The 16,957-nt window shown below is 45.5% G+C and carries 9 protein-coding genes; all 9 read right to left on the bottom strand.

The window, feature by feature from the left end; translation table 11 throughout:
* Positions 1–121 precede the first annotated feature (121 nt).
* The gene (locus GO495_RS15290) at positions 122–715 is read right to left on the bottom strand and encodes a hypothetical protein (protein WP_157300588.1); all 594 of its coding nucleotides are present in this window, start codon (positions 713–715) and stop codon (positions 122–124) included.
* Between the two features lie 44 nt (positions 716–759).
* Positions 760–2,733 (bottom strand): sensor histidine kinase, encoded by a 1,974-nt coding sequence (locus GO495_RS15285; protein ID WP_157300587.1) that lies wholly within the window; start codon positions 2,731–2,733, stop codon positions 760–762.
* A 78-nt stretch (positions 2,734–2,811) separates the two neighbouring features.
* Positions 2,812–3,837, bottom strand: coding sequence for an LLM class flavin-dependent oxidoreductase (locus tag GO495_RS15280; RefSeq protein ID WP_240915241.1), 1,026 nt, complete (start codon positions 3,835–3,837; stop codon positions 2,812–2,814).
* Between the two features lie 129 nt (positions 3,838–3,966).
* Positions 3,967–4,749 (bottom strand): sulfite exporter TauE/SafE family protein, encoded by a 783-nt coding sequence (locus tag GO495_RS15275; protein WP_157301029.1) that lies wholly within the window; start codon positions 4,747–4,749, stop codon positions 3,967–3,969.
* Positions 4,750–4,890: 141 nt separating this feature from the next.
* Positions 4,891–6,633, bottom strand: a complete 1,743-nt coding sequence (locus GO495_RS15270; protein WP_157300586.1) for an alpha-L-arabinofuranosidase — start codon at positions 6,631–6,633, stop codon at positions 4,891–4,893.
* A 10-nt stretch (positions 6,634–6,643) separates the two neighbouring features.
* Positions 6,644–7,888: a glycan-binding surface protein gene (locus tag GO495_RS15265; protein WP_157300585.1), complete on the bottom strand. Its 1,245-nt coding sequence runs from the start codon at positions 7,886–7,888 to the stop codon at positions 6,644–6,646.
* Between the two features lie 17 nt (positions 7,889–7,905).
* Entirely contained in the window at positions 7,906–9,537 is a 1,632-nt protein-coding gene (locus GO495_RS15260) for a RagB/SusD family nutrient uptake outer membrane protein (RefSeq protein WP_157300584.1), read from the bottom strand.
* 20 nt (positions 9,538–9,557) lie between these two features.
* The gene (locus GO495_RS15255; RefSeq protein WP_157300583.1) at positions 9,558–12,731 is read right to left on the bottom strand and encodes a SusC/RagA family TonB-linked outer membrane protein; all 3,174 of its coding nucleotides are present in this window, start codon (positions 12,729–12,731) and stop codon (positions 9,558–9,560) included.
* Positions 12,732–12,903: 172 nt separating this feature from the next.
* Positions 12,904–16,926, bottom strand: a complete 4,023-nt coding sequence (locus GO495_RS15250) for a hybrid sensor histidine kinase/response regulator transcription factor (RefSeq protein ID WP_157300582.1) — start codon at positions 16,924–16,926, stop codon at positions 12,904–12,906.
* Positions 16,927–16,957 lie beyond the last annotated feature (31 nt).

Below are 16,957 nucleotides of genomic sequence, written 5' to 3'. Positions count from 1 at the left end.
AGCATACAGAAAGCAAAAGCTCCGATAAACCTGACTCTGTATACAGATACAGATAAACAGCAATGCCCGTCCCCGGTATAACCAGGATCGGGCATTGACTGTATCAAATTATTAAAATTTACTAGTAAGCTACTTTTACATCTACCGTAAGATAGCTATCAGACAAGGACTTCACTTTCACAATACCGATCTTACCATCGCTGTTCTTAAAGAACACCACTACCGGTAAATTCGCTGCATCAATTGTTTGATTATCATCTGCTACAGTCAGTTTATTTAAGGTAGAAGCATGCGTTAACGTGTCAAATGAAGTTACTTTAAAAGAGGAATCAACATAGTTCCGTACGTTCGTTTTGGTAACATTGGGTATCTTGATATCAAAACTGTTCGGATCTGCACTGCTGAAGAACATGGAGAACGATGCCTGATAAGCGAACGCCAGGTTGATGTACTTACCCACGGAATCAGGGATCGCATCGTCTTTGTATACCAGACCGGTAACTGAAGAGAATACTCGTCCGTAGTTGTTATCTCCCGGTGCCAGTCCCAATTTCACATCAGTGAAAGTAACCACGCTATCTTTACCAATTACAGGGTTGCTGGTACCGGTAGTGTCAGTGTTATTACCTTTATTGCCTTCCAGGGCAGCATCTTTTGTGCAGGATCCAAAAGCCAGCGCAATAGCAACTGCAACAGGCAGGAAGAATTTCTTCATAGGATGGGTTCTATTAGTTCCTGCAAAAATATGAAATATTTTAATCAAGTGTACACAGGAAGTATTACCACGAAGGTCGCCCCCTTACCTTCCTCAGAATCAGCGTATATGACCCCATGATGGGCCGTAACTATCTTCTGACACAGGGCCAGCCCTATCCCGCTACCCTCATATTCACCCCTTCCATGCAGTCGCTGGAAGATCACAAAGATCTTTTTGGTATAAGTAGATGCAAACCCTATCCCATTGTCACTTATCCTGATCTCACCATACCGGGGGCCATTCTGTAACTGCGGATGCCCGGCTATTTCACCTGCGTCCATCATCCTGGAAGTGATCCTGATAAGGGGAGATATGCCCTCCCGGGTGAATTTCAATGCGTTACTCAGCAGGTTATGGAATAACTGCGTTATATGCAGGGGGATTCCCGGTACATGAAACAACCCGTCACATTCCACTACCGCATCCTTCTGCTGTATCAGCATATCAAAATCGCCCAGTACCTGCTGTACCGTAGCGGATAAATCCACTTCCTCAAAGAGATGGTCCTGACGGGATATCCTGGAGAACGCTAACAGGTCCTGGATGAGAGTGGTCATACGGGTAGCGGCATTCCTGATAATACCCAGGTTCTTCATTCCCGTTTCGTTCAGCTGGTCCTTGAACCTGTCTTCCAGTAACGCAGAGAACATGTTGATCTTACGGAGTGGCTCCTGCAAATCGTGACTGGCAACATAAGCAAACTGTTCCAGGTTCTCGTTTACGATATTCAGATCGATATTGGCCTTTTTCAGTTCACTGGTCCTTATCTCCACGATCTTCTCCAGCTCCAGCTCGTTTTCAATACGTTGCTGATAGGCTGCTTTCTCTTCCCTTAAATCGCGGGCAATAGTGGCCCTCCCCTGAGAATTACCCGTTACCGGATCATATACCAGCATCGTAGTGCCTTCTACCGGAATGGCCTCTCCTGTTTTAAAATGACGGTATAATACTTCACCGGACCACACTCCCTTGCTGAACAACTGCGCATTAATCACCTCCTTCAGCTTCCCGGTCTCTTCCGGCATCAGGTAATCACTGTTATGCCTCCGGGCTTCTTCCTGGCTATTTAACCCTAATAGTTTTAACCCCGCCGCATTTACGTAAGTCACATTCCCTTCTTCATCAGACAGACTTACAAAATCGCGGCTGTTTTCAAGCAGTGATAATAATTTCTGTTGTTCTTTCGCGGCATGCAGTTCCGGACGTAAATCCCTTAACGTAGCGCCACGGCCCAATACATGACCATCAAGGGCATCTTTTATGACTACAAAATTAGCGTGACAGGGAATTAATTCTTTGGTGATATAGTGGTTCACGTAGATCGTTCCGCTCCATTTCTGATCAGTGCTTTGTATAGGCCCGGTTATTTTGGCGAACTCCTCTCCACGATAAAGATCTTCTATAGAAAGAGTAGTGATATCGATCTCTTCAGGAATGCCCAGTAATTTCCTGCCGGAAGGGTTCATATAAAAAAAACGGTTATCCAGCGTAGCAGCGCCCATCATTTCCGGACAACTTTCTACCAGTGATAATAACATCTGCTTTTTTTCCTTACGCTTTATATCTGCAGTAATATCCTGCATGGTACCTGCTACGCGGTAAGCGACCCCGTTATCAAAATATGCTTTGCCTATGTTGCGCAACCAGCGCAATTGATTATCTGCAATACCTGCAATCCTGAAGACAACATCGTACAGGCCGCTGCTCTCCGGATTTAACGCATGATCAATAGCTGCCATCACTCTTTCCCTGTCTTCAGGATGAATATATTTTATCAGGACCTCACGCGATACTTCTCCTTCTTCAACATAACCATACAATTCCCGGCAACGATCATCCCATATTACCTGGTTACTCGCAATATCCAGGTCCCAGGTCCCTAAACCCGAAGAAAGCAACGCAAAACGCATCCATTCTTCATTGTCGCCCTTATGTAAGCTACCAGGACGAACGCCCTTATCTAAATGTTGTTCCATGTATAATAATCCCTGTAAAACAACAATAATAAGGGTTATCCTGAAATACTACTTTAATATGAGATATTTTTTGTGTGATTACCTGCCTTCCAGATTAAACATTCCGGCTAATAATTCATAAGAACGGAAACGGTCTTCTGCCTTGTCGGCCATAGTGGATACAACTATTTCATCTACAGCATATTCCGATGCCAACTTCAGTAAACCTGCTTTTACACGTTCCGGTGTACCGGAAATAAAACGGCCCCTGTTAGCTAATACACGTTGCAACTCCTGATCGGTGTATTCATAATCCCTTACCTCTTCATAAGTGGGATATACGTCATACTGGCCTTTTTCAAAGCTCAACAGCCGGTAGTCCATCATTGCCTGCAGTTCATCTGCTTTCTCCTGCGTATCTGCACAGAATACAAAAATACCTACATTAGCCTCCGGTTCTTTCATGAATAAAGATGGTACAAACCTTTCCCTGTATGCTTTTACTGCCTGCGGTCCGCCAACCGGGTAAATGAAATGCGCGAAAGATAATGCCCAGCCATGACGGGCTGCCAGCAAACCACTTTCACCGCTGGAAGTCAGCATCCATAATCCCGGCATAGTATCTATATGCGGGATGGCCCTTACTTTATCATGTATAGTACCAGGCTCGCCGGTTTCTGTGAGATAGGCTTCAAGATCTATTACCTGCTGTACAAATTCACGGGGTTCGAAGTTATTGGAAGGATTGAGGATATGCGCTGTTAGCCTGTCCCCTCCTGGTGCACGGCCGATGCCTAAGTCGATACGACCCGGGTACAGCGCTTCCAGCAGACGGAAATTCTCTGCTACTTTTAATGTGCTGTGATTGGGCAGCATGACACCGCCCGACCCCAGCCTTATATGCTTCGTAGCGGCAGCAAGCCGGGCTATCAGTATCTCCGGAGAGGCGCCGGCCAGAGAACGGGTGTTATGATGCTCGGAGAGCCAGTAGCGGGTGTAGCCCAGCCTGTCTGCCAGTTGTGCCAGTTTCACACTTTCCTGCAGGGCTTCTACTGCATTACTGCCTCTTCTGATCGGAGATTGATCTAATACGCTGAGTCTTAATTTCCTGTCTGTCATATTCATATAATTCCGGAATTATCATTCCAAAATTACGGAATTATAAGTAATGCCTGGTATGGAGGGGTACTATCCCTGATGAAAGTGCAGGCCTGTATTACGTTTTAAAATGAACAGGCAACCAACGCACCTTCCTTACAGGATGATTTCATGAATGAGAATATATACTGCCATCAGCAGCACAAACCAGCCAAAGAATATTTTAAGCTTTCTTCCCTGTATCCTGGGGACCAGCAGGCCGCCCAACACGATTCCAACAACTGCTATCAGCGTTATCTTCAGCAGGAAAAACCAATCGATCCGGTAATGCCCAAGATCTCCTAAAAATCCGGATAAAGAATTGAATGCAATAATGAACAGGGAGGTGCCTACTGCCTTTTTCATAGGCAGCTTAACCAGCATCACCAGCGCAGGTATCAGTAAAAATCCACCTCCGGCACCTAACAGCCCTGTTACAAGACCAATCCCTACTCCATACAATATAAGCCTGACCAGGTTCTTCCCCGGCAATACCTGCTCATTTGTTTTGCTGAAGATCATAGACAATGCAGCGGCCAGCATCAATATGGCAAATAAGATCATCGTTACAAATGACCATGTAACCTTAAAATGACCCAGTGTAAACAACTGTTCAGGAATAGCAGGAATGATAAACTTACGTGTAACAAATACCGTTACAATAGAAGAGAGACCAAACAATATCGCCGTATAAAAACTTACTTCTCCTTTGCGGTAGCTGCCATAAGCACCGATCAGACTGGTACTCCCAACAATAAACAATGAATAGGAAGTAGCTAAAACAGGTGTTATCCCAAAGAGATATACCAGTACCGGCACTGTAAGAATAGAGCCTCCGCCACCTATGAGACCAAGAGAAATACCAATTAGTAACGAAGCCAGATAACCTAATATGACCATTCCATAATGTATTATATTATGCAAAGCTCGCTGAGTTAACCGTTATTGACGGTAACTAAAGTCACATAAATATAACATTAAAAGCTCCGCCGGCATTCCATAAATAGAAGCCAACGGAGCTTATTTAAAAATAGTCCCCACCTATTTTTTATCTACTACCAGGCACACCACCGACATAGGTGGTAATGTAACCTTCACGCCCTGCTGCGCACTGGCAGAATAAGCTTTTAACGTTGCATAATTATCAGGTCCTCCGGCCACGCCCGAAGGCCCGGTGCCATTTACGAACACTTTTCTCGAAAAGCCTGTAACACCGTCTCCGCCCGTTAATACATACCAGTAATAACGGTTACCGGGATTAAAATTCTTAAAGGCTACCTGTACGTTCTGTGCGCTGATCGCCTTGTTCACCAATGTCAGTGATACCTCACCGGAACCAAAAGTAGATCCGTATGCATTGATGCCGGCACTACTGTCTGCTACCGTTGCATTGATGTACCTGTCTCCCAGATTTTTCTGAAAGAAATACAGGTAATAGAAGGCCGGTCTTGGCGCCCATTTCGTTTCACCGGATGCGCCTTCACCCTGACTAAACAACCCGTGATCATTTCCGTTATCCCAACTGTTCGCCAGGTCCCAGCGACTGGCCATACCCACCTTATTCTTCATCAGCTCTCCCAACACCATTACGGCATGCATGCCCGCTACCTGTGATACCATCTGCTGAGAACCCACCGCAAAGATGTTCCACTCAGTCAATGCCACCGGCTTTGATGCAACGCCTGCCGTTGTTAAGGACAAGGATACATAATCAGAGATCGCCTTAGTAACAGCTACGGCAGACGCCAGCACCTCCGGCGGATTGGAGTTTGTATTAAATGGCGTATAGTAGCTATGCACGATAAAGAAATCCGCTGCACTACCCGCCTGTTTTAATACGCCGCTGTTCCAGCCTTTATCCGTAGCCGTAGCCCAGGATGCCGGCTCATGTTCCAGCAACTGCGCCCCTATATAAATAGGTTTACCCGTTTCCGCTGCCGCTTTACGCATAGAGTCCGCATAGACTTTAAAATGCCTGCCATACAGGTCGCCAGTTACCAGCTGCGGCTGCCCATCCTTATTCTGCGTTACATCTATCCTGTAACCTGCCTGCCAGGTACCATTACTCTCATTCCCTATTTCCCAGTACTTCGTACGCCCGTTATCATGCCGTACCCAATCCGCGGCCAGATGAGCTGCCGCTGCTACAGGATCAGTGCCGGTGCCATATCTGGCATACCCGTAATTCACCGTGATAATACCCTCGTTACCGGTTTGCTGTAACATATTGTAGTAATTGTCCAGCGATAACGACCAGCTATCTGTAGTACCACCATACCAGTAACCGGGATCTATACTGTTGCCATCTGCATCACTGATCTTATCCGGCGCATCAGCAGGCTTATTGCCCGATGTGGTATTCCAGAAATAAACGCTGCTCAGATTCCCACCCGGAAAGCGGATAATCCCCGGATGTAACTTCGTGATATGCCCCATTAATGCCGGCTCCGTCACCATCTGACTCATATACAGGTTACTGTTGTTCCCGAATAATGAAGGAGACACTTTCGTTACCACTGTAGATGCATCCACTGTTACCGTATAAGTAGCGGCCGAAGGCGGTGTCATATCCGTATAAGCAGGTGCTGTAAAACTCTTTTGTACCCACTCATTCATAAAGAAGCCAATACTACCTGCTACAGCAGGATCAGACGGAATTACCACCGATCCCCCTATCGTATCTGTATTGCCGCTTCCGCTCTGTTTGTCTGCAGTACCTTTATTACATGCCGGGAAAATCATCAATGCCATGCAAAAGAACCTGATACCGGGAATTTTTTTCATCTGAGATATTTTATTTTACCTTAACGATCCTGAAATTATCATACGCGGCATTATACACATCTACCGGAGTCGCCTCTGTGATAAAACGATAACCAAATGCAACCACTCCACCGGTCTTTAACAGGTTGCCCATTGTCATAGCGCCGGCACCGGTACCTTCTACATCATTGCCATCTGCATCTTTAGCCACGGTTTTAAAATCAGATAACAGGACTGTAACCGTCTCCCATGTATTTCCGGTATCAAACGTTTTATTGGTCTCATCTGCCCATGGCATATACCGGTAGGCATAATTATCACCCAACCGTAGCACATTCACGCCGGCAGTCCAGGGTTCTTTCGTATTTATTTCAAACTTCAATGCATAATTACTGGCCTGTTCTGACATCACAGCGGCTGTAAAAATGGTAGATACATCGCTGAAATTGCCGGAGCGGTTACCATTCCACCAGGCTGCATCTTTAGCTCCTACACCACCAAAAATATTCTGCAGGTAAGCGCCTCTGGTGCCGGGGAACAAGGTAGCGTCACTGGTCCTGTTAGCACCCCACCAGCCCCAGTTAAATACCGGATCTTCTCCCGTTTCACCGGCGTTCGTCAGGTTACTGATCACATCCCCGCTCTGATGGTCATTTAAAGGCCCGTCAGACCTCGTTGTGCCATATTTCGCTACAATGACCAGCCGGCCGGTATCAGAGCCAAGGTCCGGCATCAGCAACCCTACTCTTGAACCGGTTGCATTACCGGTAAAGTCAGTGACCTCTCTGCCACCGGGGAAAACAAGCTTTTCTATCAGCCATAAGTTAGCGCCGCGGATGATCAGGGAATCTCCCGGCATCGCATTCTCATTTGAAATAGCCCAGATGGCCGGAGGTGGGATATCTATCACGAAACTATAAGCCGTTTCTCCGTGCGTTGTCACGATACGTATCTTATTAGGCACATTCGGGTCCGTCGCTTCTGTTGGCGAGTTGCTGGGGATCGTCATGATGATATGCGTACTGGTATTATAAGTAGGATTAAAATAGGCCGATTGTCCGTTAAAAGACACCGTTACGGCCCCTCCAAGGTTCTCGCCTGTGATCAGTATCAAAGTGCCCGGCAAGGCCCTTGCAAAGGTGCTGTCGGTCTTTGTTGAATCCAGCAGGCTCACCGCATTAATGACTGGCGGACCAGATACCTCGTGATCTTTCGAACATGATAACAGCAGGCAGAAAACTACCGGCAGAAAAAGCAAAAAATTATACTTAGTCATAACGTTTCTTTTTAAGATTAAAACTTATAAGGCACCGGTGGTTTTCTCAGATTAGGCGCTGCCGTTAATTCTGATGCAGGATAGGGTATCATGAAATTACTTTCTGATACAGGATAATAAGCCGGAACATCAGAAGTAACCGTCCAGGAAGTGGCATTGGTAGCTGCATTGGGAACGATCCTGTAAGTACCTTTATCCTGATTGTTCAGCATGGTAAGGGCCTTGGCCGGATCAAAATAATGGAGACGTACGATGTCATACCATTGCTGTCCTTCCATAGCCAGTTCCAGTCGCCTTTCATTAAAAATATCATCCCAGGTGATCACTGTTTTAGCCGCTAATCCTGCCCTGGTGCGTACCGCATTGTAATACTTCAGCGCCTGTCCGTCCCCGGTAGAAGGATTGTTACCCAGCACCGCTTCCGCATATATCAGGTATACTTCTGCCAGACGCAGCATGTAAGTGTTTATTTCTGTATGCTGCTGTGTTACTTTGCCATCATTATCTTCCGGACGGCCTACCACATATTTTTTCACCCAGGCGCGTACGTTATACCTTTCTGTGCCTACAAAATTCCAGGGTACCTGTAATTCCTGTATGATTTTTTTACCGGGATTATTCGGGTCATCTACCGACTGATGTATATAGGAATAATGATCTCCCGGGAACATGAACGTTGCCTTGCGACGCTTATCAGCGGGATCATACTGTTTCAGCATATCGTAAGAAGCGCCCAGGTCACTACCCCATCCATCACCAAAACCGGTGATTTCAGAACCATAAGCCAGGAATGCCTGCACACTGTTCTGTGTTCCCCAGTCCCCATCATATTTCCATTGTAAAGCGAACAGGCTTTCAGGGTTATTATTATTCTTCATCAGGAACAGGTCTTCATAATTAGTCATCAGTGAAGCGCCACTGTTCTGAATCACATCATTGGCATACCATGCCGCACTGTCCAGGTCCGATTGGTTACGGCTGCCGCTTGCGCCAACACCTGCGCGGGTCAGGAACATCCTTGCCAGCACACCTTCGGCGCCCCATTTTGTTAAACGCCCTTTCTGTAAAGGAGTAGCCGGTAAGTTCTGTGCGGCAAAACGTATTTCGCGGATCACAAACTCCCATACTGATTCTACTGTGTTCCTCGTGATAGAAGTATCGGTGAGCAGTACGTTATTATTGGTAATAACAGGTACAGGGCCCCAGTTCTGCACCAGGTAAGCATATGCCAGTCCTCTCATAAAACGTCCTTCTGCAATACCTGCCTGTTTCACATTTTCCGGTACGGAAGAAGAAGTATATTTTGTAAGGTTGTTGATCACCATATTCGACTGTGCCACTACATTGAAGAAGGAGTTCCAGGAACTGGCTACTTCCGGTGTAACATCAGTTGTCTGCATCCGTATATTATCTATTTCATACGAACCGGACATCAGCAATCCGCCTCTGCCATCTCCAATACCATGAGATGATTTATCATTATAGGCAAACCATACAATATTATATAATGGCGCAGTACCTGCCAGCACCTGGTCGGACGACTGATAAAAGTTAGCGTCTACAATAGCATCCTCCGGCGGCCTGTTAAGAAAGTCTTTGCTGCAACCGGCCAGTATGATTATTATGAATACAAGATATATTCTGTTCATGATTTTAATTTTAATGGGCTTTAGAAATCAACCGCAACACCAGCGGAATAAAGCTTTGTTAACGGATAACGGCCTGCATCCACACCAATCAACTGACTGCTCAACTGTACTTCCTTACCCAGGTAAGCGCCTACTTCCGGATCATATCCTTTATACTTTGTAAAAGTGGCCAGGTTCTGTACACTTGCTGTAATACGCACCGCTTTTACAACATTCTGCATACGCAGTAACGTGCGTGGCAGGTTATAACCCAGTTGTATATTCTTGATCCTGATATAGGAACCATCTTCCACAAAATTGTTAGTGAAACGGTTACCATTGCCATTCACATCATTCCCTGTTATCCTCGGTATTTTAGTGTCAGGATTCGTCAGGTAAGGTTTGGTGTCCTCTCCTGCTATACGCGCATAACCAAATGTTTCTGCAAACAGGTTCCTGCCCAGGTTAATATTGCCGGGATTAGTATTTTCAAAACGGAGATAATTGAAGATATCATTCCCCTGCGCACCGGTTAATAATATACTCAGATCAAAACCTTTATAAGAGAAGGTATTCGTTAAACCGAATGTCAGTTTAGGCCATGGATTCCCGATGAAAGTCTGGTCCCTTGAATCGATCACTTTATCACCGTTCAGGTCTTTATATTTGATATCTCCTACCCAAACTCCCCCTTCTTTTGCTACAGGTAACCTGCTACCATCAGACTGTGTAGGGATAGCGCTGCTGTTGATTTCATCCAGCGATTTAAACACGCCTTCAGCAACGTATCCGTAGAACTGCCATGGCGCCTGTCCTATTACAGACCGGGCAGTAAAGTTATTCATATACCAGGCGCTCCTCGACAGGAAAGCGGCATCAGAATAGAACTTGGTGATCTTTGTTTTGAATGAGGAGATATTGAAATTAGTTCTCCAGGTAAATCCACTTTTGTTGTTAATATTCACGGTATTCAGGGTGATACCGAAACCCTTATTCTGCATAGCGCCAATATTCACGATCGGTGCACTGATAGCGCCTTCTCCCTGTGTACCCATATAGGCCGGCAGTGGATTAGGCATTAACAGGTTATCCGTTTTCTTCATATAGAAATCACCTTCCAGTTGAATTCTGTCTTTCAGCAACGCCAGGTTAAACCCAATGTTCTTTGTTTCTGTTGATTCCCATTTCAGATTAGCATTCCCATACTGACCGGTACGGAAACCAGCGCCCCAGGGGGTAGTCACCGCGGATAAAGCAGAATACTGCGCTCCGCCGCTACCATTATTACCGGTAGTACCATATTCTGCCCGGAGTTTCAGTTCATTGATAAAAGGTATCCCTTTCATGAATGGTTCTTCCGTCAACCGCCATGCAGCAGATACAGAAGGGAAAAATCCCCACCTGTTGGCAGAACCAAAGTTGGAAGACCCATCTGCCCTTCCGGCTAATTGTACGATGTATTTATTATTGTAAGAATAATTCACACGGCCCAGGTAAGATTCCAGCGCACCGGACCCTTTACCACTTCCCACCAGTTGTCCCAATGAATTACCCAGGTTCAGGGATTGAATATCATTGCTGCTGAAGCCGAAACGCTGTATGGAGAAACTCTGGTAATTCCAGGCCTGCGCTTCATGACTGGCCATTACGCCAAAGCTGTGTTTCTTAATATCCTTATTATATTGAAGCAGTTCATTCAGGTTCCAGTAAAAGTTCCTGTTATTACTCACTGCTAAATTGGCTGTTTCGTTTACATTATAACCCAACTGATAAGTAGGGGTAAACTTGCTGCCGTCCGCATATTCAAAGTTGCCATTGAAGCTGGTACGGAAAATCAACCCTTTGATGATGTTCATTTCTGCGGAAGCGCCACCCAAACCACCGGTCCTTTTGTAATTATTATTGATAAGACTTGCGATAGCCACCGGATTTAAAGGTGCATACTTGGCATTACTGCCAAATTCGTTCGAAGTAGCGCCACCCCAGCTACCATCAGGGTTCTTTACAGGAATATTAGGGGCCAGGTTGATCGCATTCCTGATAACGTCTTCACTGGAAGAGGCCAGTTTTTCCTTGGTTTGGTAAAAATTGAGTGATGTACTCAGTTTCAACCATTTGAATGACTGGTTATCCAGGTTCAGGCGGAAGGAATAACGGTTGAAATCAGAGCCTATTGCCACCCCGTCCTGTTTAAAGTATTCACCGGACATATAGAAAGTGGTGGTGTTGGAACCACCGCTTACTGCCAGTTGATGTTTCCGTAAAGGAGCTGTTTGAAACAAGGCATTTTGCCAGTTGGTACCCGGACCTAACACACCCGGATTTTTGAACTCCGCTGTAGGGGTACGGTTTAGCAATACGGCCACCTCATTGTTCATCTCTGCATATTGCGGGAGCGTCATGGTGGATAATGCATCTGGTTTACCCTGTTGCGTGTATAAGAAGTTGTAACTCACCTTTACCTGCCCGGATTTACCCCGTTTGGTGGTCACCAGTACCACACCATTTGTTGCCCTGGACCCATACACCGCTGTAGCGGAAGGCCCCTGCAGGATTTCCATCGACTCAATATCAGAAGGATTGATCCCTGCCAGCGCATTCACAGAGCTGGTATTCCCGTAAGAAACCGTAGCAGGCTGCATCTGTACCCCGTCAATAACATACAACGGTTCATTGGTGCCGCTTAACGTATTGACACCCCGTATGTTCACGGAAATACCACCGCCGGGCTGCCCGGAGTTCTGTGTAACATACACGCCCGCTGCACGGCCCTGGATAGCCTGGTCCAGTGTGGAGTTGATAGTTTTGTTGATGTCTGCTGAAGTAATAGATACCTGGGCGCTGCTCTGGTCTGTTTTCTTCATTTTACCGTACCCTACCACAACTACATCGTTCAGTGTACGGTTATCTCCTTCCAGACTAATACTTACTGTACTGCTGTTACCTACCTTCAGTTCCCGGGACATAAACCCCATTGAAGTAATGACCAGTACCTGGCCAGGTGATGCGGAGATCGTAAAATTGCCCTTGTCATCTGCCGCAGTAGCCGTTTTTGTCCCTTTTACAAAAACTGTTGCCCCGGGAATGATCAGTCCCGTTTCCCGGGCTGTGACTGTACCCTCAATTTTGTGTACTGAATTTTGTCCGCTGGCTGGCATATTGTATGCACAGACAGTAACTATTACCCATAAGATCAGGTAAATTTTTCGTTTCATAGCGTAGTGATTTTGGTATGCTAATTCATAAGTGGAAATACATTCATAACGATGGGATAAATATATCCTCATACGGCAAGAAACAGGGTTGCCCGTTGTGTATTATTTCAGGATAAAATGTTGCGTGAGGGGTATCAAATGTATACTTAAGAGGTAATTTCAGTTACAATGACTATTTACGCATCGCAGCCACGTACGCAGAAGGCAGCATATGATAGGCCATTTTAAAGTATTTGGTAAAGTATTTAGGATTATTAAAACCTACTTCATAGGCTACTTCCGTAACATTCATGCCCGTCTTCGACAACAGTTGTGCCGCCCGCTGTAACCTGATCGTTCTGATGAACTCAATGGGCGTAAGTCCGGTAAGGGAAAATACCCGCCGGTATACAGATACCCGGTTCATACACAACTCCCGGCTCAGCTCTTCTACGGAAAAAGAGGTATTGGAGAGGTTCTTTTCCACTATATCCAGTGCTTTTTGCATAAAGATCTCATCCGGCGTAGGTACATGTGAGCTATCTGCTTCTTCCGGTTTCCCGATAACGTGTTTTACAGGTACCTTCCTGGCAAGGATATTGTTGATCCTGGATAACATGATCTCAAAGTTGAATGGCTTCACCATATAATCGGAAGCCCCCGTTTCCAGTCCCCTTAACTGCTCCTCCTCTCCGGTCATGGCCGTTAATAATATCACCGGTATCTGCCGGGTACGATTATCCTCCATGATCTTCTTACACAATTCTATCCCGTCCATCACCGGCATATTAATATCACTCACTACCAGGTCGGGATGCCCCGATAAGGTCGCCTGCCATCCGGCCCGGCCGTCTACCGCTTCTATAATGTTATAATACGTTTTCAGGTTCTCTTTCAGGTAAAAACGGAAATCATCATTGTCCTCTACCAGCAAAATCGTTTGTTTTCCGGCAGCAGGTGTCAACACAGGTACTTCCCTGCTCCTTTCTTCCAAAGGGATGGTCGTGATCACCGGCGGCAACGGTACGAATGGCAATCTCAGGGTAAAACAACTGCCTTTGTTCACTTCACTTTCCACTACAATGGTCCCCTGGTATAATTTTACGAATTCTTTCGTAATCGCAAGCCCTATCCCGCTTCCCTGGTTCAGGAACCCTCCGGGGGTATCACTCTGGAAAAACTGCTCAAATATCTTATCCTGCCTTTCTTTAGGTATACCGATACCTGTATCTTTTACCCGGATCTCCAGCCATGTTTTCCCGCCCGCTTCGCTTACATCGGCCTGCAGGGTAACCGTTCCCCCTTCCGGTGTAAACTTAAATGCGTTGGATAACAGGTTGAATAAGATACGCTCTACCTTGTCATGGTCGAACATGGTGTATAATGGCTTACTATTCACCGTAAAAGAAAAAGCGACCCGCTTTCTCTCTGCAAGGTCTGTGAAAGAGCCCGCTACCTCTTCCACAAAACGGTTCACATCACCTGGTGCTGCTGCCAGTTTTAATTCATGCATCTCCATTTTCCGGAAGTCCATCAACTGGTTCACCAGGTTCAGTAACCTTTTGGCATTACGACGTATCAGGTGCAGTTTCTCTTTATCCGTACCGTCCTTTGCATGGGTGATGATTTCTTCCAGTGGTGCCAGGATCAGTGATACCGGTGTCCGGAACTCATGACTGAGGTTCGTAAAGAGTTTGATCTTCATGACGTCCAGCTCATGCAGCTGCTGCGATTCCCTCCGCTCCTGTTGTAGTGCAAAACGCCTGTGCGCACGCCTGATCACCCGTCTTCTCATAAAGAATAAGGTCCCTATTGCCAATAGTCCGTAAAGGATGTAGGCAACAGGTGTTTTCCAGAAAGGCGGTAATATTTTGATTTTCAATGTAATCCCCTGTTCTTCTGATACCCCGTCTTCATTGTTTGCTTTCAGGTGTAGTATATAATCACCGGGATTGATATTGGTATAAATGATCCGCCTTGTTTTACCATCTGTGGTTAACCAGTCCTTATTAAAACCTTCCAGCTTATAGGCATATTTATCCTTGTCTGTATTAATGAAATTCAGGGCCGCAAAATCAATGGAAAAATCATTTTCATTATACCGGAGTACGATCTCCTTAGTTTCCGGTAATGCTACCGGCAATATGACACGGTCCTGCAGTTTTTCATTTACATTAATCATCCTGTTAAACAACTGCAATCCGGTAAATACCAGGGAAGGTTCTTTTTTATGTTGTTGTATATCTGCCGGATTAAAAATGTTAAACCCATCTGCCCCTCCAAATACCAGCTCTCCGGATGTTAACTTTAAAGCAGCATTCACATTAAATGCTTTTCCCTGCAAACCATCTTTATCATCGTAATTCCTGCAATGGATCGTGATCCCGTTATTCCCCTGCAGCACCGTTATCTTGCCCAATCCGTTGGATGTACTTACCCACAAATGATGCTCATTATCTTCCAGGATACTGATGATATTATTGTCCGGTAATCCGTCATCTACCCGGAACGATTTGAATTGCTGCGTAGCAGGGTCAAATACATTCAGTCCTTCTCTGGTACCTACCCACATATTCCCTTTGCTGTCAGATAAGACCGCACTCACATTGTCATTACTTAACTGGTGAGTAGCATGCAGATAATGCACAAAAATCCCTTTGGCTTTATCAAGTACATCCACCCCGTAAGCAGTCCCTATCCACAGATCTCCGTTCTTATCTTCTGCAAAAGCAGTGATATAATTGGAATGTACAGAATTAGGAAGATTAACATTATTATGATAGAAAATGCCATTCCCCGGATCAAATCTGTCCAGCCCTGCGCCTAAGGTACCTACCCAGAAATTATTCCGCTGGTCCTTGTACGTTTTCCACACCGTTTTACCGGCAAGGCTGTTCTCATCTTTTTCATCGTGCCTGTAATGCGTGAATTTACCATTGCGGTAAAAATCCATCCCTCCGAAATAGTACCCTATCCACAGGTGGTCATAACTATCTACACGAAGACTGAGAATTACATCAGCACTGAGGCTGTTATCATTCCCGGGCTCGTGTTTAAACCGGGTAAATGTATTGGCTTTACGGTCGAAATACATCAGTCCACCTCCATTGGAACCAATCCATAAGTTCCCTTTCTTATCTTCCGCAAAACAATTCACATCATTATAACTGAGGCTTTGCTTCTCTGCATTTTTATGCCTGTAAAGACTGAATTTTTTCATATCCTCTGCACAATAGCTGATCCCTCTTTTATAGGTACCGCACCAGATAATGCCCAGGTTATCTTTGTACATCGCATAGATCGCATTCTCCGCAACGCTTTTCCCATCCTCTTCACTATTCATCAGGAAACGGGAGGTGAATGTATGCCTGTTTACCACATTAATGCCGCCATGGTCTGTCCCTATCCACATCTCTCCCTGATCATCTTCTATGATACTGTTGACAACATCATTGTTCAGAACCCCACTTTTGCTGGACAATGGTTTCAAAATGCCGGTGGCAGGGTTAAAATAAAGCACCCCGAAATCAGAACCGGGCATATATACCCATATATCATCCTGAGTATCTATAAAAAGCTTTAGTGTAAGAGGGACTTTTGTGATAAAGCCAGTCAATGCCTGGCTGAAAAAGGTAGTTTTACCGGAATGTGTATCCAACATTTCCAGGTCGCCGTTCATGTACAGGATAACCAGCCTGTTTCCCGAAGTCACACTCATATCTGCAATCTTGTTCTTCCGGATAAAGGGGAGCACCTTCCCGCTGCTGTCAACCCGGTAAAGTCCCTCATTAATAAAAGCTATCCAGAAAGTGTTGCCGGTCTGGGTGATACATCTCACCCCATAACCAGGTAATCCTGCTTTCTTCAGCCAGGGAGCCGCATCTGAAAACTGTTCTGTTACGGGATCATATAAATTGTCCCCATTCCTTGTTTTCACATATAATTTATTCCCCGGAGCGGGATAAATATTCTCTACAAAATCGTCGGCCAGGGAAATGGAATCGGCAGGACTGTGATGAAAGATTTTAAAGGTATAGCCGTCATAACGGTTTAACCCGCTCAGCGTACCAAACCACATAAACCCTTTGGTATCTTTATAGACACAGTTTATCTGGTTGTTAGAGAGTCCGTGGTTGACATTCAAAGACGAAAACTCTTGTGCATGGGCATAGTTCACCACAAAAAGCAACAGTGGAATCAGGCATTTCTTTAACATGGAATTACGATCAGCTCTTATACAAGATAAG

It is taken from the genome of Chitinophaga oryziterrae, assembly GCF_009758125.1.
GTDB lineage: Bacteria > Bacteroidota > Bacteroidia > Chitinophagales > Chitinophagaceae > Chitinophaga > Chitinophaga oryziterrae.
The sequence above is the reverse complement of the archived record's forward strand: the minus strand, read 5'-3'. Positions and strand labels throughout refer to the sequence as shown.